This is a genomic window from Falsiroseomonas tokyonensis (genome assembly GCF_019024325.1).
GTDB classification, from domain to species: Bacteria; Pseudomonadota; Alphaproteobacteria; order Acetobacterales; family Acetobacteraceae; genus Falsiroseomonas; species Falsiroseomonas tokyonensis.
In genome coordinates, this window is record NZ_JAFNJS010000001.1 from 201946 (window position 1) to 220029 (window position 18084).

Below are 18084 nucleotides of genomic sequence, written 5' to 3' on the forward strand. Positions count from 1 at the left end.
AGTATCTGCTGTCCCGGGGCCTTCCGTGAAGGGGGCGCGTGACGCCTTTACGGCGACGGCGCCCCGCGGCGGCCGAAGCGCCGCTTCACGCCTTCGCGCATCGACTGGAACACCACGTAGAGCATCGGGATGATGAAGATGCCGACGATGGAGGCCGCCAGCATGCCGCCGAAGACCGGCGTGCCCACCGCGCGGCGGGAGGCACTGGCGGCGCCCGAGGCGATGATCAGCGGCACCAGGCCGAGGATGAAGGCCACCGAGGTCATGATGACGGCCCGGAAGCGCAGCCGCGCGCCCATCACCGCGGCCTCCCGGATCGGCATCCCGGCCTCCCGCTTCTCCTTCGCGAATTCGACGATCAGGATGCCGTTCTTGGCGGCGAGCGCGATCAGCACCACCAGCCCCACCTGCGCATAGACATCGAGCGAAAGCCCCGCCAGCACGATGGCGCCGAAGGATCCCAATGCGCCGACCGAGATGGACAGCAGCACCGGGATCGGGATCACCCAGCTTTCATAGAGCGCGACCAGGAACAGATAGGCGAAGAGCAAGGCGAGGGCCATGATGATGCCGGTCTGGCCGCTGGCCTGCTTTTCCTGGAACGCGGTGCCGGTCCATTCATAGCCATAGCCGGCCGGCAGCGCGGTTTCCGAAAGCTGCTCCATCGCCGCCAGCGCATCGCCCGAGGAAACGCCCGGCCGCGGCGACCCGCCGATGCGCACGGAGCGGACGTTGTTGTAGCGGTTGATGGTCTGCGGCCCGAGCACGATGCGCACATCCGCGAAGGACCGCAGCGGCACCATCTCTCCCGCGCTGTTGCGCACATGGATGCGCCAGAGGTCGGGGATGTCGTCGCGATCCGTCGCCTCGCCCTGGATATTCACCTGCCAGGACCGGCCATACAGGTTGAAGTCGTTGACGTAGAAGCCGCCCAGCGTGGTCTGCAGCGCATTGAAGATATCGCTGATGCGGACGCCCAGCGCCTGCGCCTTGTCGCGGTCCACATCCAGGTAGAGCGAGGGCGTATTGGCGGTGAAGGTGGAGAAGACCGCGGTCAGACGCGGATCCTGGTTGGCCGCGGCGGCCAGGCCCTGCATGGCGGAGAACATCTCCTCCGGCGGCCGGCCCTCCAGGTTCTGCATCTGGTATTCGAAGCCGCCGCCGGTGCCGAGGCCGATGATCGGCGGGATGTTGAAGGCGAAGGTATTGGCCGAGCGCACCTGCTGCGTCGCGCCAAAGACCGTGCCGATGGCGGCGAACACGCTTTCCTGCGCCGAGGGGCGATCCGCGAAGGGCTTCATCCGCACCACGATGAAGGCGGCATTGGACTGCGACCCGCCATCGATCAGGCTGAAGCCGACGATGGACAGGATGCGGTCCACGCCCGGCACCGGGGCGATGATCGCCTCCACCTGCTCCACCGCCGCGCGGGTGCGGGACAGGCTGGCACCGGCCGGCAGTTGCATCTGCACGAAGAAGGCGCCCTGGTCCTCGGCCGGCAGGAAGCCCTGCGGCGTGCGGCCGCCGAGGAACAGGATGCCGGCGCCGGATACGGCGACCAGCACCAGCGACAGGATGGAGAAGCGCACCAGGCGCGCGACGATATTGCCGTATTTGTCGCGCACCCAGTCGATGCCGCGCATGACGGCGGCGAGGAAGCCCTTGCGCGGCCCATGCCCCGCCGGATGCGGCCGCAGGAACAGCGCGCAGAGCGCCGGAGACAGGGTCAGCGCATTGAAGGCCGAAATCACCATGGCGACGGAAACGGTGACGGCGAACTGGCTGAACAGCACGCCCGACAGGCCGGGGATGAAGCCCACCGGCACGAAGACCGAGAGCAGCACCAGGGTGATGGCGATGATCGGCGCCGTGATCTCCCGCATCGCCTGCTTGGTGGCCTCGGCCGGCGTCAGCTCCGGGTGTTCCGACATCACCCGCTCGACATTCTCCACCACCACGATGGCGTCGTCGACGACGATGCCAATCGCCAGCACCATGGCCAGCAGGGAGACGGTATTGGCCGAGAAGCCCAGCAGCAGCAGCACGGCGAAGGTGCCGATCAGGCTGACCGGCACGGCGATCGTCGGGATGATGGTGGCCCGGAAGCTGCCAAGGAACAGCAGCACCACCAGCACGACCAGGACGAAGGCCTCCAGCAGCGTCTTGATCACCTCCTGGATCGTGTCCACGACGAAGGTGGAGGTGTCGTAGAAGACCTGCGTGCGCATGCCCTCGGGGAAGCGCCGGGACATATCCTCCAGCGTCGTGGCCAGGTTGCCGGCCGCCGTCACCGCATTGGCGCCGGGCGAGAGATAGGTCGCCAGCGTCACCGCCGGGCGGCCGTTCAGCCGGCTTTCCTGGTCGATGCGCGCGGCGCCGAGCTCGACGCGCGCCACGTCGCGCAGCCGCAGCAGGGATCCGGTGGCATCGGCGCGGATGACGATGGCGCCGAATTCCTCGGGCGTCGTCAGGCGGCCCTGGGTCTGCAGGTTGATCTGGTACTGCTGGTCATCCGAGATCGGCTGCGCGCCGATGCGCCCCACCGCGGCCTGCACGTTCTGCGCCTGGATCGCGGCGATGACATCCGCCGGCGTCAGGTTCAGGCTGATCAGCCGGTCCTGCTCGAACCAGATCCTCATCGAGTAGTCGCGTGCGCCAAAAATCTGGGCGGAGCCGATGCCGGGCGTCCGCGCCAGCCGGTCCAGCATGTTGATGGTGACGTAGTTGGAGATGAACAGCGCGTCGTGCTCGGGGTTGTCCGAGGTCACGGCGATGAACTGCAGCACCGCGGAGGACTGCTTGCGCACCGTCACGCCGGCGCGCTGCACCTCCGTCGGCAGCCGGGCGAGCGCCGACTGCACGCGGTTGTTGACATTCACCGTCGCGATATCCGGGTCGGTGCCCAGCGCGAAGGAGACGGAAAGCGAGTAGCTGCCGTCATTGGCGCTGTTGGAGGACATGTAGATCATGCCCTCCACCCCGTTCACCGCGGATTCCACCACCTGGGCCACGGTCGATTCCACTACGGCGGCGGAGGCGCCAGGGTAGCTGGTGGTGACGGAGACCTGCGGCGGCACGATATCCGGGAACTGCGCCACCGGGATGCGCAGCATGGCCAGCCCGCCGGCCAGCGTCAGCAGGATGGAAAGGACGATCGCCAGCCGCGGGCGATCGACGAAGACGGCGGAGATCATGCGGCGTCAGCCCTGCCGGCCGGCGGGCTGGGCGGCTGGCTGGGCGCCCGGGGCCGCGCCCGGTGCACGCATGGGCGGGGTAGCCGGGCCGGGCTGCACCGCCTGGCCGGCGCGCACGCGCTGCACGCCTTCCACCACCACGCGCTCCCCGGTCTCCAGCCCGCGCTCCACCACCACCTGGTCGGCGATGGAACGGCCGAGCGTCAGCGGGCGGCGGGCCGGCTTGTTCTCGGCATCCAGCACCCAGACATAGTTGCCGCCCTGGTCCTGCAGCACGGCGCTGCGCGGGATCACCACCGCCTGCACCGGCTCCGCCCCCTCGACGAAGACATTCACGAACATGCCGTCGATCAATTCCCGGTCCACGCTGCCGTCGCTATTGGCGGGTCCGCGGGGCGGGTTGGGGATCAGCGCGCGGACCAGCACCGTATCCGTGTTGCGGTCCACCTGCGGGTCGATGAATTCGATGCGGCCGACCTGGTTGTAGATCTCCCCGGTCACCAGGCGGATGCGCACCCGCACCGCCTCCGCGCCGCCGCGCGTCGCGTAGCGGTCGCGCAGTTCCGTCCCCGTGCGCAGGTTGACGGGGAAGGAGACGCGCATCGGGTCCTGGCTGACCACGGTGGCCAGCGTATCGCTGGTGGGTCCCACCACGGCGCCGACCGAGAAGGTGGAGCGCCCGACCTTGCCGGCGAAGGGCGCCGCGATCTCGGTATAGCCCAGGTTGATCTCCGCCACCCGCAGCTGCGCCTGGGCGCCCAGCAGAGTGGCCTGGGCGGTGCGCTGGGCGGCCGTCGCATTCTCCACATTCACCTGCGTGCCGGCGGAGCTGCGCACCAGGTCGCGGGCGCGGGCCAGCGCGCTATTGGCGTTCTGCAGCTCCGCCTCCGCCGAGGCGACGGAGGCGCGGGCGCGGGCCACCTCGGCCTCGAAGGGCGGGCGTTCCAGGCGGAACAGCACCTGGCCCTCGGTCACCTCCTGGCCCTCGCGGAAGGTGCGCTCCTGCAGGAAGCCGGTAACGCGGGCGCGCAGCTCGACGCGGTTCTGCGCCTCCACCCGGCCGACGAATTCGGTGCTTTCGCGCACCGGGCGGCGTTCCACCTCCACCACGCCCACCGCCGGCGGCCCCTGCGGCCCGAACTGGGCCTGGGCCGGGGCGGCGAGAAGGCAGAGCCCCAGGAGCGCGGCCGAAGCTGAAAAAGCCGCGCGAGGCGCGGCCTGGTGCTGTTTGGGCATGGAAGCGATCCGAGATTTGGACCGCACCCAAACCTATCCCGACCGGCCGCGTCAAGTTTTCTGCGCGGCGCTAACCGGCCGCGCGGCGCTGCTCGAAGGCCGCGATCTCCGGCTCCAGAGTCAGGGTCAGCCCGATTTCATCCAGGCCGCGCAGCAGACAGTCGCGTGCGAAGCCCGGCACGACGAATTCATGCGTGGAACCGTCGGGCGCGGTCAGGATCTGAGTCCGTAGGTCAACGGAAAGTGTGGTGCCCGGCGCGGCGGCGACGGCGGCGCGCAGCTCGTTCACCGTCGACTCGGGCAGCCGCACCGGCAGCAGGCCGTTCTTCAGCGCATTGGAGAAGAAGATATCGCCGAAGCTGGCCGCGACCACGCAGCGATAGCCCATGGCCAGCAGCGCATAGACCGCGGCCTCCCGCGACGACCCCACGCCGAAATTGCGGCCGGCGACCAGGATGGCGGCCGTATCGTAGGGCGGCTGGTTCAGGATGAAGTCCGGCCGCTTCGCGCCCTCGGCCGTGAAGCGCTGGTCGTGGAAGCCATAGGTCGCGTAGCGTTCGTCGCGCGGCCGCCGCATGAAGCGCGCCGGCATGATCTGGTCGGTATCGACATTCGCCAGGTCGAGCGGCGCCGCGATGGCGGTGAGCTGGGTGAAGGCGTCCATCAGAGGGCACTCACCAGCCGGCCCGCCACGGCCGAGGCGGCGGCGGAGGCCGGAGAGACCAGGTGGGTGCGTGCCCCCCGCCCCTGCCGGCCGGCAAAATTGCGGTTGGAGGTGGAGGCGCAGCGCTCGCCCTCCCCCACCGTCTCGCCATGCATGGAGACGCAGAGCGCGCAGGAGCTTTCCTCCCACCGCGCGCCGGCCTCCTTGAAGATGCGGTCCAGCCCCTCGGCCTCCGCCGCGCGCTTGACGCGGGAGGATCCGGGCGAGACGAGCATGGGCACGGCGAGCCGCTTGCCACGCAGCACGGCGGCGGCCTCGCGCAGATCCTCGATGCGGGCATTGGTACAGGAGCCGAGGAAGACGCGGTCCAGCGCCACATCGGCCATCGCCTCTCCGCCCCGCAGGCCCATGTAGTCCAGGCTGCGCGCCCAGGCCTTTTTCCGGGTTTCGTCGGGGGCTTCATCCAGGCGGGGGACGCGGCCGGAGAGCGGCACGGCCTCCTCCGGGCTGGTGCCCCAGGTGGCCATGGGGCGGATTTTTGTCGCGTCGAGCGTCACCTCGGAGTCGAAGCGGGCGTCCAGGTCGCTGAACAGGCGGGACCAGGCCGGGTCGGGCTGCGCGGGCGCATAGGGGCGGCCCTTCAGCCAGGCGGCGGTCACCGCATCCGGCGCCACCATGCCGGTGCGGGCGCCGGCCTCGATCGCCATGTTGCAGAGGGTCAGCCGGGCTTCCACGGACAAGGCCTGCACGGCCACGCCGGCGAATTCGATCGCGCCGCCCAGCCCGCCGCCGGTGCCGATCCGGGCGATCAGCGCCAGCGCCATGTCCTTGGCGGTGCTGCCGGCGGGCAGCGCGCCGTCGAAGGTGCAGCGGATCTGCTTCGGCGGGGACTGCCAGATGGTTTGCGTCGCCAGCACATGCGCCACCTCGCTGGCGCCGATGCCGAAGGCCAGGGCGCCGAGCGCGCCATGCGTCGAGGTATGGCTGTCGCCACAGACCACCGTCATGCCCGGCAGGGTCAGCCCCTGCTCCGGCCCCGCCACATGCACGATGCCCTGGTCCGGGTCGGCCAGTTCGAAGGCGCGAATCCGGTTGGCGCGGGCATTTTCCTCGAATGTCTCGATGATGCCGCGGATTTCGGGGTCCTTCACCTCCGGCGTGCTGCGGCCCACGGTCGGCGCGTAGTGATCGCCGAAGCCGAAGGTCAGGTCGGGGCGGCGCACTGCCAGACCACGCGCCTTCAGCATGTTGAAGGCGTGGAAACTGCCCTCGTGGAAATAGTGGCGGTCCACATAGAGCAAGGCGAGGCCGTCATCGCGGGCCTGCACCACATGCGCGTCCCAGATCTTTTGGAAAAGCGTTTGTCCCATGGGATGACACTGGCGCCGGCTTGGCGGCCAGGCAAGACCCGGGCAGGTTCAACCCATGTGGAACACGCCGCCCGCCGTCATCGCCCCCAGCCTGCTCTCCCGCCTGCCCGATGCCTTGCGCCGGCCCCGCCCCAGCGCCTGGGCGGATGCGAATCGCGGCGGCGCGCCGGTGGATTCCTTCCTGGAAGGCCCCTGCTTCGACGGCGCCGGCAATCTGTTCTGCACCGACATCCCGCATGGCCGCGTCTTCCGCATCTCCGGCAGCCAGTGGGAGGTGGTGGCGGACTACTAAGGCTGGCCGAACGGCCTGGCAGCGCGGGAGGAGGAGCTGCTGGTCGCCGATTACCGCCACGGCGTGCTGAGCCTCGATCCGCGGACCGGCGCCATGACCGCGGTGGCGGAGAATATCCACAGCGAGGGCTTCCGCGGGATCAACGACCTGATCCTGCATCCGGATGGCTCCATCCTGCTGACCGACCAGGGCCAGACCGGGTTGCAGGACCCCACCGGGCGCGTGTGGCGGCTGCACCGCGACGGGCGGATGGACCGGCTGATCTCGAACGGGCCGAGCCCCAATGGCCTCACGCTGAACCGCGCCGGCACGCATCTGCTGGTGGCCATGACTCGGTCCTGCGAGGTCTGGCGCTTCGCCCTGCGGCCGGATGCGGTGGTGGCCAAGGCGAACCTGTTCTTCCGGGTGCCGGCCGGCACCTCCGGCCCCGATGGCATGGCGGTGGATGCGCATGACCGGCTGTTCGTCGCCAATCCCGGCCATGGCCAGGTCTGGGTGGTGGATCCGCATGGCATTGCGACGCATCGGGTGGATTGCACGGGCTTCGGCCGCATGCCCACCAACTGCGCCTTCGCGCCCGATGGCCGCACGCTGGTGATCACCGAAAGCCAGTCGGGCAGCCTGCTGGCTGCCGAGATCCCGGCGCCGTGACGGTCTTCCACTGCCATATCGCGACCTCGCTGGACGGCATGATCGCCCGGCCGGATGGCGCGGTGGACTGGCTGCTGCAGGGCGCGCCGCCGCCCGAGGCCTTCGGCTTCGCCGAATTCTACGCCGGGGTGGAGACCATCCTGATGGGCCGCGGCACTTATGAGGCGGTGCGGCAGATGGGCGACTGGCCCTATCCGGACAAGCCGGTGCGGGTGGTCACCAGCCGCCCCCTGGCCGATGCCCCGCCGGGGGTCGAGGCCCATGCCGGCGACCTGCCGGGGCTGGTGGCGGATCTGCGCCAGCGCGGCCTCGGCCGCGTCTGGGTGGAAGGCGGCGGGCAATTGCTGCGCGGGCTGCTGGCGATCGGCGCCCTGGACCGGCTGGAGATGGCGGTGCTGCCGCTGATCCTCGGCGCCGGCATCCCGCTTTTCCCGCCCGGCACGCCGGAGACAAGGCTGGCGTTGCGGCAGAGCCGGACCGTGGGCGACGCCCTGCACCTGGTCTACGAGCGGGCCTGAGAGGACGCGCCGCGCTTGACCCGCGCGGCGGGCCTGTGCGTAAGCTCATCTCAGAAACAGAACGTCATTCTGACAGATAGAACGACGAGAAGGGAAACGCCATGAATCTCCGCCGCCGCAGCCTGTTCGCCGCCCCCGCTTTGCTCGCCGCCACCCCGCTGCGCGCCCAGGAGGCTTGGCCCAACCGCCCGATCCGCATGGTGCTGCCCTATGCCCCCGGCGGCGCCACCGATGTGATCGGCCGGCTGGTCGCGGACCGGCTGTCGCAGCGCCTGCCGCAGCGGGTGGTGATGGAAAACCGCACCGGCGCCGGCGGGGCCATCGGCAGCTCCTTCGTCGCCAAGGCGCCGGGCGATGGCCATACGCTGCTGTTCCACAACATCGGCCATGCGGTGACCAAGGCGATCTACCCGCAGCTGGACTACGACCCGGCGGCCGATCTGAAGGCGGTCTCGATCGTCGCCGAAAGCCCGATGGTGCTGCTGGTGCCGCCCAATTCGCCGCACCGGACGCTGGCCGATTTCGTTGCCGCGGCGCGCGCCAATCCCGAGAAGCTGACCTATGGCAGCACCGGCGGCGGCGGCGCGCTGCAGCTGGTGTCGCTGCTGTTCCTGCGCGCCGCCGGAATCAAGATGACCGAGGTGCCCTATCGCGGCGGCGCCCCGGCGGCGCTCGACCTCGCCTCCGGCACGCTGGACATGCTCTACGATGCCGGGCTGACCGGCTTCGGCCTGGCCCAGGGCGGCCGCGCCCGGGCGCTGGCCATTTCCGGCCCTAGCCGCAGCCCGGTGATGCCGGATGTGCCGACCATGGCGGAGGCCGGCTTCCCGGACGCCACCTTCATGGTCTGGCAGGCGATCCTCGCCCCCGCCGCCACGCCGGACCCGCTGCTGGCCCGCATCCAGGCGGAGGTCGCCGCCGTGCTGGCCGAGCCCGCGACGCGGACCCGCCTGGCCGAGCTCGGCGCCGAACGTCTGGTGGGCAACAGCCCGGCCGAGGCCCATGCCTTCGTCACGGCCGAAATGGCGAAATGGGCCGTCATCCTGCGCGAGGCCGGGGTTCGCGCCGGGTGAGCACCGCGCCTGAAAGCGGCGTCGCCGCGGTAGATCGCGCCCTGACCATCCTGGGCGCCTTCCGGGAAGGCGATGCGGCGCTGAGCCTGGCGGAACTGGCCGCCCGCACCGGCCTGTACAAATCCACCATCCTGCGCCTTCTCGCCTCGCTGGAGCGCGCCCGCTGCGTCAGCCGGCTGGCGGATGGGCGCTGGGCGCTGGGGCCCATGCTGTTCCATTGGGGCACGCTCTATGCCCGGTCCCTGCCGGTGGAGCGGCACCTGCCGGCGCTGCTGGCGGCGCTGGCCCAGCGCAGCGGGGAAACGGCCAGCTTCTGGGTGCGGCATGCCGACCAGCGCCTGTGCCTGGCGCGCGTCCGCAGCCCGAACCGCATCGGCGACGACCTGGCGGCGGGCGACCTGATCCCGCTGCCCGCCGGCGCCGGCGGCCGCGTGCTCTCGGCCGCCGACCCCCGTGCCCTCGGCGTGGTGGCGACCTTCGGCGAGCGGAACCCCGAAACCGCCGCCGTGGCCGCCGCCGTCTTCGGTCCCGGCGGCAGCCTGGCCGGGGCGCTCGGCCTGTCCGGCCCCAAGGCGCGGATCGAGGCGCAGCGGGCGGCGCATCTTGCGGCCGTGGCCGAAGCGGCCTCCGATCTCACAAGACGACTCGGCGGTGACCTGATGCCGCGTAGCGGAGCCCCTGCATGACCAGCCCGACCCCGCTCGCCGGGATGCGCGTTCTTGAATTTACCCATATGGTGATGGGCCCGACCGTGGGCATGACGCTGGCCGATCTGGGCGCGGAGGTCATCAAGGTGGAGCCGGCGCCGGAGGGCGACAGCACCCGCCGCCTGACCGGATCCGGCACCGGCTTCTACGCCGCCTTCGGCCGCGGGCGGCGCAGCCTGTGCGTGGACCTGAAGCAGCCCGAGGGCCTGGCGCTGGTCCAGAAGCTGGCGGCGAAGGCCGATGTGGTGGTGGAGAACTTTCGCCCCGGCGCCATGGCCAAGCTGGGCCTGGGTTTTCCCGAATTGTCGGCCACCAATCCCGGGCTGATCTACTGTTCCTGCAAGGGGTTCCTGCCCGGCCCCTATGAGCACCGCACCGCCTTGGACGAGGTGGTGCAGATGATGGGCGGGCTCGCCTATATGACGGGGCTGGAGGGTCGGCCGCTGCGGGCGGGGTCCTCCGTCATCGACATCATGGGCGGGCTGTCCGCCGTCATCGGCATCCTGGCCGCGCTGGCCGAGCGCCAGCGCACCGGCAAGGGCGGCGAGATCCAGGCCGGGCTGTTCGAGACGGTGGCCCTGCTGATGGCGCAGCACATGGCGCAGACCAAGATCACCGGGCAGGCGCCGCCGCCCATGTCCGTCCGCCGCCCCGCCTGGCCGGTCTACGACATCTTTGGCACCGCCGATGGCGGGCAGGTCTTCGTCGGCGTGGTGACGGATACGCAGTGGCCGGCCTTCTGCACGGCCTTCGGGCTGCAGGACCTGGCCGCCGATTCCAGCCTGGCCACCAAGCAGCAGCGCGTGGCGCAGCGGGAACGCACCATCCCGCGCATCGCCGCGGCCCTGGCCGCCTATACCAAGCCGGAGCTGATGGCGAAGTGCGAGGCACTCGGCCTGCCCTTCGCCCCCATCGGCAAGCCGGCGGAGCTGTTCGAAGACCCGCATCTGCTGGGCTCCGGCGGGCTGGTGCCGCTGCACCTGCCGGACGGCACGCCGATCGACCTGCCGGCCCTGCCGGTGGCCATCGACGGTGCGCGCCCGGGCGGCACGGGGGACCTGCGCGCGCCGGGCGCCGATGGCGCGGCGATTGCGGCGGAGCTTGGCTATTCCGAGGCTGAGATCGCCGCGATGCGGGAAGCGGGGGTGCTCGCGGGCTGAGGGGGCAAGCACCGCACGGTGCTGCGGACCCCCCTCACCCATCCCTCTCCCCCCGGTGGGGGGAGAGGGTATGGCGGACTGCTCAGTCCACCTTGATGCCGCCGGCGCGGATCACCTCCCGCCACTTGTCCAGCTCGCTGCGGATCATCGCGGTATAGGCCTCGGCGCCCAGCGTGCCGGGGCGCACGCCGATGCGGCCGAATTTCTCCGCGATCTCGGGGGAGGCCATGGCCTTGCCCATCTCCTCCTCCCACCGCGCCTTCACGGCGGGCGGGATGCCGGCGGCGGCGGAAAAGCCGAACCAGTTGGTCGAGGCCACGGCGGGGAAGCCGGCCTCGGCAAAGGTCGGCACATCCGGCAGGGCCGGGGAGCGTTCGGGCTCGCTGGTCGCGATCGGGCGCATGCGGCCGGCGCGGAGATTGGGCAGGGCGGTGGGCAGGCTCTCCATCAGCGCCGGGATCTGCCCGCCCATCACATCGGTCATGGCGGGCGCGGAGCCGCGATAGGGCACATGGGTGAGTTCGACCCCCGCGGCGCGGGCCAGAAGCTGGCCGATCAGGTGGTTCATCGTGCCATTGCCGCCGGAGCCATAGGTCATCTCGCCCGGCTTCGCCCGGGCTTGCGCCAGGAAGGCCGCGAGATCCGGCGCCGTCACGCCCGGCCCGACGGCCAGCACGCTGGGAAAGGTGCCGACCAGGTGGATGTGGGTGAAATCGGCCACCGCGTCATAGGGCACGTTCGCATAAAGCACCGGCCCGATGCCGTGCGAGGCGGCGTTGGAGATCATCACCAAGTGCTGGTCGCCGCGCGCCTTGGCCAGCAGGTCGCTGCCCAGCATGCCGCCGGCGCCGGGGCGGTTCTCCACCACGATGGGCTGGCCAAGCCTGGTGCCGAACCACTCGGCCAGGATGCGGGAGAGGATGTCGGCCGCACCGCCCGGGGGGAAGTTCACGATCCAGCGGATCGGCCGCTCCGGCCAGGCGGATTGCGCGCGGGCCAGGCCAGGGGCGGCCAGGGCCGTGGCAAGGCCGCCGAGGATCTGGCGGCGGGTCGGGCCGGCATTGTCGGGCATCTGCGTCATCTCCCATCCTGGATCCGATGATCCGGTCGGGTGGGTGAAAGCAACTTCGGTGCCGTAGACGCAGCGCGTCCTGCATGGTTCGGTGGCCCGCCGCACAACTGGTATCCCGGAGCCCCCGCATGGAATTCGACCTCCTCCTGCGCGAGATGCGTCTGCCTCATTCCGCTGCATCTGACCCCTTGATGGACATCGGCGTGCAGGCCGGCCGCATCGCCGCCATCGCACCAAGGCTGCAAGCGGAGGCGGCCGAGACGGTGCAGGGCAAGGGCCGGCTGGTCTGCGCCGGCTTCGTCGAGACCCACATCCACCTCGACAAGTCCTGCCTGTTCAACCGCTGCGCCTGCGAGACCACGCGCTTCCCGCACCTGGCGATGGAGCGCGTCTCCGCCATCAAGCCCGAGATTACGGTGGAGGAGGTGACGGCACGCGCCGGCCGGACGCTCGAGATGTGCGTGCTGCACGGCTGCACCCGCATGCGCACCCATGTCGAGGTCGACCCGCGCATCGGCCTGCGCTTCTTCGAGGGCGTGAAGGCGCTGATCGACAGCTACGCCTGGGCCATCGATGTCGAGATCTGCGTCATGCCGCAGGAGGGGCTGACCAACAATCCCGGCACGGACGAGCTGATGGTCGCCGCGCTGCGCAACGGCGCGAAGGTGGTCGGCGCCGCGCCGAACTACGACAGCGACCGCGCCGCGCAGATCCGCCGCGTCTTCGAGATGGCGCGCGAATTCGACGTCGACATCGACATGCACCTGGATAGCGGCACCAGCGGCGCGGAGCTCGACACGCTGCTGGTCTGTGACCTGACGGAGAAATACGGCTGGGGCGGGCGGGTGGCCATCGGCCATGTGACCAAGCTCTCCACCATGCCGCCGGCGGAGGTGGACAAGGTGGCGAAGCGCCTGGCCGATGCCGGCGTGGCACTGACGGTGCTGCCCGCGACCGACCTCTATCTCGGCGGGCGTCACAGGGATGCCGACGTGCCGCGCAGCGTGGTGGATGCGAACCGGCTGGTGGAGGCGGGCGTGGTCTGCTCGATCTCGTCGAACAATATCCAGAACCCCTTCACCCCCTATGGCGATGGGCAGCTGATCCGGCAGGCGAGCCACTACGGAAACATCATCCAGCGCGGCAATGCGGAGGATGTGCGGGCCATGTGGTCGATGATCACCGACAGCTCCGCCCGGCTGATGCGGCAGGACGACTACGGGATCCGGGTGGGCGCGCCGGCCGACCTGGTGGTGGTGGATGCGCCGGACGAGGTGCAGGCGCTGCGCGGCATCGCCCCGGTGCTGGATGCCTTCAAGCGCGGGCGGCGGACGGTGACGCGGGCGCCGGCGGTGCTGCATCGGCCGGGGTGAGGAAGGCGCGGGGTACCGGACTACCCCCCCCCCAGCCCGAGGCGTCGCGGCAGTGCCGCGACCCCCCGCAAGTGCGGGGGAGGGCTTTCGCTAATGGTGGATGAAAACCGGGCAGCGGGCGCGGCGCAGCAGTTCGTGGGTGGCGCTGCCGGTCAGCAGGCGGCGCAGGCCGCTTTCCTCGAAGGCGCCGACCACCAGCAGGCGCGCGGCCATGCCCTCGGCCTCGGCCAGCAGCAGGTCGGCCGGGCGGTCGCCCACCAGGGCCAGCGGCGTCGCCTGCAGCCCGTGGCGGCGCAGATAGACGCAGCCCTCCTCCGCCATGGCGAGCGCGGCCTCCCGCGTCTCGGCGGCGGAGGCGACGCGCACCGGCGCGCCTTCGGCCAGGCCGAGCAGGGCGAAGAGCTGCAGCGCGGCCATATTGGGCAGGGATGCATCGTAGCCAACCAGCACCGGGCCCTCGGCCAGCACAGGCTCGGGCGGGATCACCAGTAGGGGGCGGGCGCCGTCCATCAGCAGGCGCTCGATCACCGGGGCCACGCCGTCCTCCACCTCCTCCAGGCCCAGCGTGCTGTCGCGGCCGATCACCACCAGGTCGTGCGTCGCGCCGGCGCGCTGCAGGGCCGGCTCCGGCGCCTCCTCCAGTCGGATCTCCACATAGGGATGGCCGGCGGCGGCGGCGGCGCATTCGGCCAGCGCCTGGTCCGCATCCTGCTGCGCCCGCTTCACCAGCGCGGCGTCGCGCCGCGCCTTGAAGGCGGCGCCGCCGATGGGCACGAATTCGTGCTCGCTTTCGGTATGCGGGCGGTCGAGCACCACCGCCGCCGTCAGGCTGGCGCCGGTGCGGCGGGAGAGGGCGAAGGCGGCGTCGCGCGCCGCCTTTGCGCCCTGCGTGTCATCCAAAGCGACCAGAATGCTGCGCAGCATAAGCGATCCTCCTGCAGGACCATGCTAGCGCAGCCGCGGCCGCCGCGGCACCCCGCCTCAGTGACAGGCGGCGCAGGTGCCGGCGGCGAAGCGGCCAATCTGGCCGGGCTGCTGTTGTGCCTGCAGCAGAAGCCAATGGCCCAGCACCGCGCCCCCCGCCAGCAACGCCAGCAGCCCGATGAGCCTGAGCATCGCCCGCCCTCCCCCACGATCCGGGAAAGTTAGCCGATCAGACGGCGGGCCGAACAGTTACGACAGGGGCAGGCCGGGGGCGACCCTGCCGCCCTGCATCAGCGCCGAGCGCGGCGCGCGAAGCCCCTCACCGCGGCCGCAGCGCCAGGAAGCCGAGCGAGCAGACCACCAGCCCCACGGCAAAGGTTGTCAGCGCCGCCGCGGGACCGCCCCAGGCGGCCATCACCCCGGACAGCGCCTGGAAGAAGGCGGCGCCGGAGAAGAAGAACAGGTTCGCCGCCGAAAGCGCCCGCCCCGCCTGTTCCGGCGGCACGGCCGCGCGGACGATGGAGAAGGCCAGCACCTGGAAGGAGATGATCCCCCCAAAGGCCACCAGCAGCGCCGCATCCCAGGCCACCGGCAGCACCGGGCGGCCGAGCAGCGTGGCGAGCCAGCCGCCGGGGCCCCCGCCCACGATCAGCAGGATGAAGCCGGCACACAGCAGGTGGCTGCCGGCCAGCAGCGCCGGCGCATGGCCGACCCGCCGCAGCACCAGCCCCGCCAGCAGCGGCCCGATGGTCAGCGCCACGGTGCAGGCCAGCAGCACATTGCCCGCAGCCACGCGATCCAGCCCCTTGCCCTCCATCAGCCAGGGCCCGCCCCAGAGGCCGCGCAGCCCCAGCACCGCGGCGAAGGAGGCGAAGACGAAGACCATCACGCCGCGCAGCGCCGGCTGGGCGGCCATGCGCGCCACCTCCCGCAGATCCGCCCCCAGGCTGCGCGGCGGCTGCGCCGCGGGCCGGTCGCGCGGCACCAGCAGCGCCACCAGCGGCAAGGCGAGGGCCGCAATGCCGGCGCAGGCCAGGAAGCCGGCGCGCCAGTCCACCGCCTCGATCAGCAAAGCCAGCGGGCTGGCCGAGAGCAGCATGCCGGTATTGCCCACCGCCTGGATCAGCCCGGACCAGACCGCGAAGCGCGCGGTGGAAAGCCCCCTTGCGGCGAAGGTGATGGGGCACATCAACATCCCCGAACAGCCGGCGCCGAGCACCACCTGGGCCAGCAGCATGGACCAGGGCCCGGTCGCCAGCGCGCCCAGCACCGCGCCGCAGCCCGCCACCGTCAGCAGGCCGAGTGCCACGCGCTGCACACCGAAGCGATCCAGCGCGATGCCGACCGGCAGCATCACCGCCGCGAAGGCCAGCGGAAAGGCGCCGGTGATCTGCGCCAGCGCCTCCGCCGTCAGGCCGAGGTCGCGCATCAGCACATCCGCCGCCACCGCCGGAATCGTCCGCACGGCATTCGAAAAGATATGGCCAAGGCACAGCACCAGGATGGGCAGCGCCATCCCGGCCTGGGCGGGGGACATCACCTCAATTCCGGAACATCTTGCCCGGGTTCATGATGCCCTTCGGGTCCAGCGTGGCCTTCAGGCTGCGCATCACGGCCAGCGCCTCCGCCCCGTGCTCCGTCTCCAGGAATTCGCGCTTGCCGAGGCCGATGCCATGCTCGCCGGAGCAGGTCCCGCCCAGCGACAGGCCGCGCGCCACCACGCGCCGGTCCATGTCCCAGGCGCCCTCCAGCCCGTTGGGATCGGCCGGATCGTAGAGGATCATTTGATGAAAGTTGCCGTCGCCGACATGGCCGACGATGCAGGTGGTATGGCCGCGTTCGGTGGCTTCCTGCTTGGCGCCCACCAGCGCCTCCGCCAAGCGGGAGATCGGCACGCAGACATCGGTGGTCAGCGCCTTGCGGCCCGGCTTCCAGGCGACGCCGGCCCAGTAGCTGTCATGCCGCGCCTTCCACAGCTTGGCGCGTTCGGCGGGGTCGGTCGCCCAGCGGAAGCCGCTGCCGCCGTTTTCCGTGGTGATCGCCTCCACTAGCTCCGCCTGTTCGCGCACCCCGGCCTCGGTGCCGTGGAATTCCAGGAACAGGGTGGTGAGCGGGGCGAAGCCTTCCAGCTTCGAGAAAGCGATGGAGGCGGCCATCATGTCGTCGTCCAGCAGCTCGATCCGCGCCACGGGGATGCCGAGCTGCATCACCTGGATGGTGCTCTCCACCGCGCCGGCGAGCGTCGGGAACTGCACCACGGCGGAGCTCATCGCCTCCGGAATGCCGTGCAGCCGCAGGCGGACCTTGGTGACGACGCCGAGCGTGCCCTCGCTGCCGATGAACAGCCGCGTCAGGTCGTAGCCATTCGCCGCCTTGCGGGTGCGGCCGCCGGTGGTGATCACCCTTCCATCCGCCAGCACCACCTCCAGCCCCAGCGTGTTTTCCCGGATGGTGCCGTAGCGCACGGCATTGGTGCCGGAAGCGCGCGTGGCGACCATGCCGCCCAGCGTGCAGTGGCTGCCGGGATCGACCGGGAAGAACAGGCCCTTGTCCCGCAGATGCTCGTTCAACTGCTGGCGGGTGACGCCAGGCTCCAGCAGGCAGTCCATGTCCTGCTCGTTCACCTCGAGAATCGCGGTCATGCGCGAAAGGTCGAGGCTGATGCCGGCGCGGACGGGGTTCACATGCCCCTCCAGGCTGGTGCCGGCGCCGAAGGGCACCACCGGCACGCCATGCTGGTGACACTGCGCCAGCAGCTGGCTGACCTCCTGCGTCGTCTCCACGAAGGCGACGGCATCCGGCAGGGTCGGCGTGGAACTGTCCTCGCCATGGCTGTGCTGCTCGCGCAGCGCGGCATTTGTGGTGATGCGCTCGCCGAGGAAGGCGGAGGCGGCGGCGATGACGGCATCCACCGGGCGGGGGGAGATGGTGTTCATGGCGCGCAGCCTGCCACGCGCCCCGCCCCCCGCAAAGCGCCTGGCCTGCCATGCGGGCGCCTGAATGCGCCCCGCCGCGTTGACGCCCCGGCGGCGCGCGCCTAGCGTCGAGTCATCATACAACCACCCGCGGGGGAACGTAGAAGATGGCAAACGGCGTCAAGGCGGCCTGGGCGGCAGGCAAGCCCGTGGTGAACGGGTGGCTTGCCATCCCACATGGCTTCACGGCCGAAGTCATGGCGCAGGCCGGCTGGGACAGCCTGACCGTCGATATCCAGCACGGCGTGCAGGACTACATGTCCATGGTCGCCTGCTTCCAGGGCATGCAGCCGCATGGCGTCACCCCCATGGTCCGGGTGCCCTGGAACGAGCCGGGCATCATCGGCAAGGTGCTAGATGGCGGGGCCAAGGGCGTGATCTGCCCGATGGTGAACACGGAATCCGAGGCCCGCGCCCTGGTCTCCTATTGCCGCTACCCCCCGAAGGGCAGCCGCAGCTTCGGCCCGATCCGTTCCGGCATCTATGGCGCCGCGGCCGATACCAATGCGGCGAATGACGATGTGCTGGTCATCCCGATGATCGAGACCAAGACGGCGCTCGACAACCTGGAGGCCATCGTCAATGTCCCCGGCGTGGACGCGATCTATATCGGCCCCTCCGATCTCAGCCTCTCGCTCGGCATGGCGCCGCTGCAGGACCGGCGGGAGCCGGAGTTCCTGGCCGTGCTGGACAAGATCCGCACCACCGCCCAGGCGGCCGGGGTGAAGGTCGGCATCCACACCATGACGGGCCAGTACTCGAAGGAGATGTTCGAGCGCGGCTTCAACCTGGCGACCATCATGAACGACAGCGGGTTGATGCTGACCGCCGCCAAGGCCCAGGTCGCCGTCGCCCGGGGCTGAGCGCCTGACGCC

Annotated in this window: 17 protein-coding genes; 8 read left to right on the forward strand and 9 right to left on the reverse strand. The window is 70.7% G+C overall.

The genetic code is table 11. From position 1 onward, the window contains the following. Window positions 1-47 precede the first annotated feature (47 nt). From J3S20_RS01010 to leuC, 4 genes are all read right to left on the reverse strand, one after another. Complete coding sequence (locus J3S20_RS01010) at window positions 48-3194, reverse strand: efflux RND transporter permease subunit (RefSeq protein WP_216833822.1); 3147 nt, start codon at window positions 3192-3194, stop codon at window positions 48-50. Window positions 3195-3200: 6 nt separating this feature from the next. Then, window positions 3201-4430, reverse strand: coding sequence for an efflux RND transporter periplasmic adaptor subunit (locus J3S20_RS01015; RefSeq protein WP_216833823.1), 1230 nt, complete (start codon window positions 4428-4430; stop codon window positions 3201-3203). Window positions 4431-4500: 70 nt separating this feature from the next. Beyond that, window positions 4501-5094, reverse strand: a complete 594-nt coding sequence (gene leuD / locus J3S20_RS01020) for a 3-isopropylmalate dehydratase small subunit (RefSeq protein WP_216833824.1) — start codon at window positions 5092-5094, stop codon at window positions 4501-4503. Then, complete coding sequence (gene leuC / locus J3S20_RS01025; RefSeq protein ID WP_216833825.1) at window positions 5094-6464, reverse strand: 3-isopropylmalate dehydratase large subunit; 1371 nt, start codon at window positions 6462-6464, stop codon at window positions 5094-5096. Before leuC ends, leuD begins: the two co-directional genes overlap by 1 nt. A gap of 55 nt (window positions 6465-6519) precedes the next feature. Here leuC and J3S20_RS29995 point away from each other — a divergent pair, with 55 nt between their 5' ends. The 6 genes from J3S20_RS29995 (at window position 6520) to J3S20_RS01050 (ending at window position 10865) form a co-directional block, all read left to right on the forward strand. Continuing rightward, window positions 6520-6756: a hypothetical protein gene (locus J3S20_RS29995; RefSeq protein ID WP_246602217.1), complete on the forward strand. Its 237-nt coding sequence runs from the start codon at window positions 6520-6522 to the stop codon at window positions 6754-6756. Window positions 6757-6771: 15 nt separating this feature from the next. Further along, the gene (locus J3S20_RS01030; protein WP_281419425.1) at window positions 6772-7407 is read left to right on the forward strand and encodes an SMP-30/gluconolactonase/LRE family protein; all 636 of its coding nucleotides are present in this window, start codon (window positions 6772-6774) and stop codon (window positions 7405-7407) included. Beyond that, window positions 7404-7925 carry a dihydrofolate reductase family protein gene (locus tag J3S20_RS01035; protein ID WP_216833826.1) on the forward strand — a complete coding sequence of 174 codons (522 nt, stop codon included), beginning with the start codon at window positions 7404-7406 and terminating at the stop codon, window positions 7923-7925. Before J3S20_RS01030 ends, J3S20_RS01035 begins: the two co-directional genes overlap by 4 nt. Before the next feature lie 101 nt (window positions 7926-8026). After that, window positions 8027-8998, forward strand: a complete 972-nt coding sequence (locus J3S20_RS01040; RefSeq protein WP_216833827.1) for a Bug family tripartite tricarboxylate transporter substrate binding protein — start codon at window positions 8027-8029, stop codon at window positions 8996-8998. Continuing rightward, window positions 8995-9684 carry an IclR family transcriptional regulator gene (locus tag J3S20_RS01045; RefSeq protein ID WP_216833828.1) on the forward strand — a complete coding sequence of 230 codons (690 nt, stop codon included), beginning with the start codon at window positions 8995-8997 and terminating at the stop codon, window positions 9682-9684. Before J3S20_RS01040 ends, J3S20_RS01045 begins: the two co-directional genes overlap by 4 nt. Continuing rightward, window positions 9681-10865, forward strand: coding sequence for a CaiB/BaiF CoA transferase family protein (locus tag J3S20_RS01050; RefSeq protein WP_216833829.1), 1185 nt, complete (start codon window positions 9681-9683; stop codon window positions 10863-10865). Before J3S20_RS01045 ends, J3S20_RS01050 begins: the two co-directional genes overlap by 4 nt. 82 nt (window positions 10866-10947) lie before the next feature. On the opposite strand, the gene J3S20_RS01055 is transcribed toward J3S20_RS01050, so the two are convergent. Continuing rightward, window positions 10948-11946: a Bug family tripartite tricarboxylate transporter substrate binding protein gene (locus J3S20_RS01055; protein ID WP_246602219.1), complete on the reverse strand. Its 999-nt coding sequence runs from the start codon at window positions 11944-11946 to the stop codon at window positions 10948-10950. A 182-nt stretch (window positions 11947-12128) separates the two neighbouring features. On the opposite strand from J3S20_RS01055, the gene J3S20_RS01060 reads away from it, so the two are divergent. Beyond that, complete coding sequence (locus J3S20_RS01060; RefSeq protein ID WP_246602220.1) at window positions 12129-13310, forward strand: amidohydrolase family protein; 1182 nt, start codon at window positions 12129-12131, stop codon at window positions 13308-13310. Between the two features lie 90 nt (window positions 13311-13400). Here the strand turns inward: J3S20_RS01060 and J3S20_RS01065 are convergent, their stop codons facing one another. The 4 genes from J3S20_RS01065 to J3S20_RS01075 all read right to left on the reverse strand — a co-directional run bounded on the left by J3S20_RS01065 (window position 13401) and on the right by J3S20_RS01075 (window position 17170). Continuing rightward, the gene (locus J3S20_RS01065; RefSeq protein ID WP_216833831.1) at window positions 13401-14234 is read right to left on the reverse strand and encodes a universal stress protein; all 834 of its coding nucleotides are present in this window, start codon (window positions 14232-14234) and stop codon (window positions 13401-13403) included. 57 nt (window positions 14235-14291) lie between these two features. Then, on the reverse strand, window positions 14292-14426 hold the full coding sequence (locus J3S20_RS30680; RefSeq protein ID WP_281419393.1) for a hypothetical protein: 135 nt from the start codon (window positions 14424-14426) through the stop codon (window positions 14292-14294). Window positions 14427-14553: 127 nt separating this feature from the next. Continuing rightward, a complete protein-coding gene (locus J3S20_RS01070) occupies window positions 14554-15771 on the reverse strand; it encodes an MFS transporter (RefSeq protein ID WP_216833832.1) in 1218 nt (405 codons plus the stop codon). A gap of 4 nt (window positions 15772-15775) precedes the next feature. After that, window positions 15776-17170, reverse strand: coding sequence for an FAD-binding oxidoreductase (locus tag J3S20_RS01075; RefSeq protein ID WP_216833833.1), 1395 nt, complete (start codon window positions 17168-17170; stop codon window positions 15776-15778). A gap of 146 nt (window positions 17171-17316) precedes the next feature. Here J3S20_RS01075 and J3S20_RS01080 point away from each other — a divergent pair, with 146 nt between their 5' ends. Next, a complete protein-coding gene (locus J3S20_RS01080; protein WP_216833834.1) occupies window positions 17317-18072 on the forward strand; it encodes an HpcH/HpaI aldolase family protein in 756 nt (251 codons plus the stop codon). The last annotated feature ends 12 nt before the right edge of the window (window positions 18073-18084 follow it).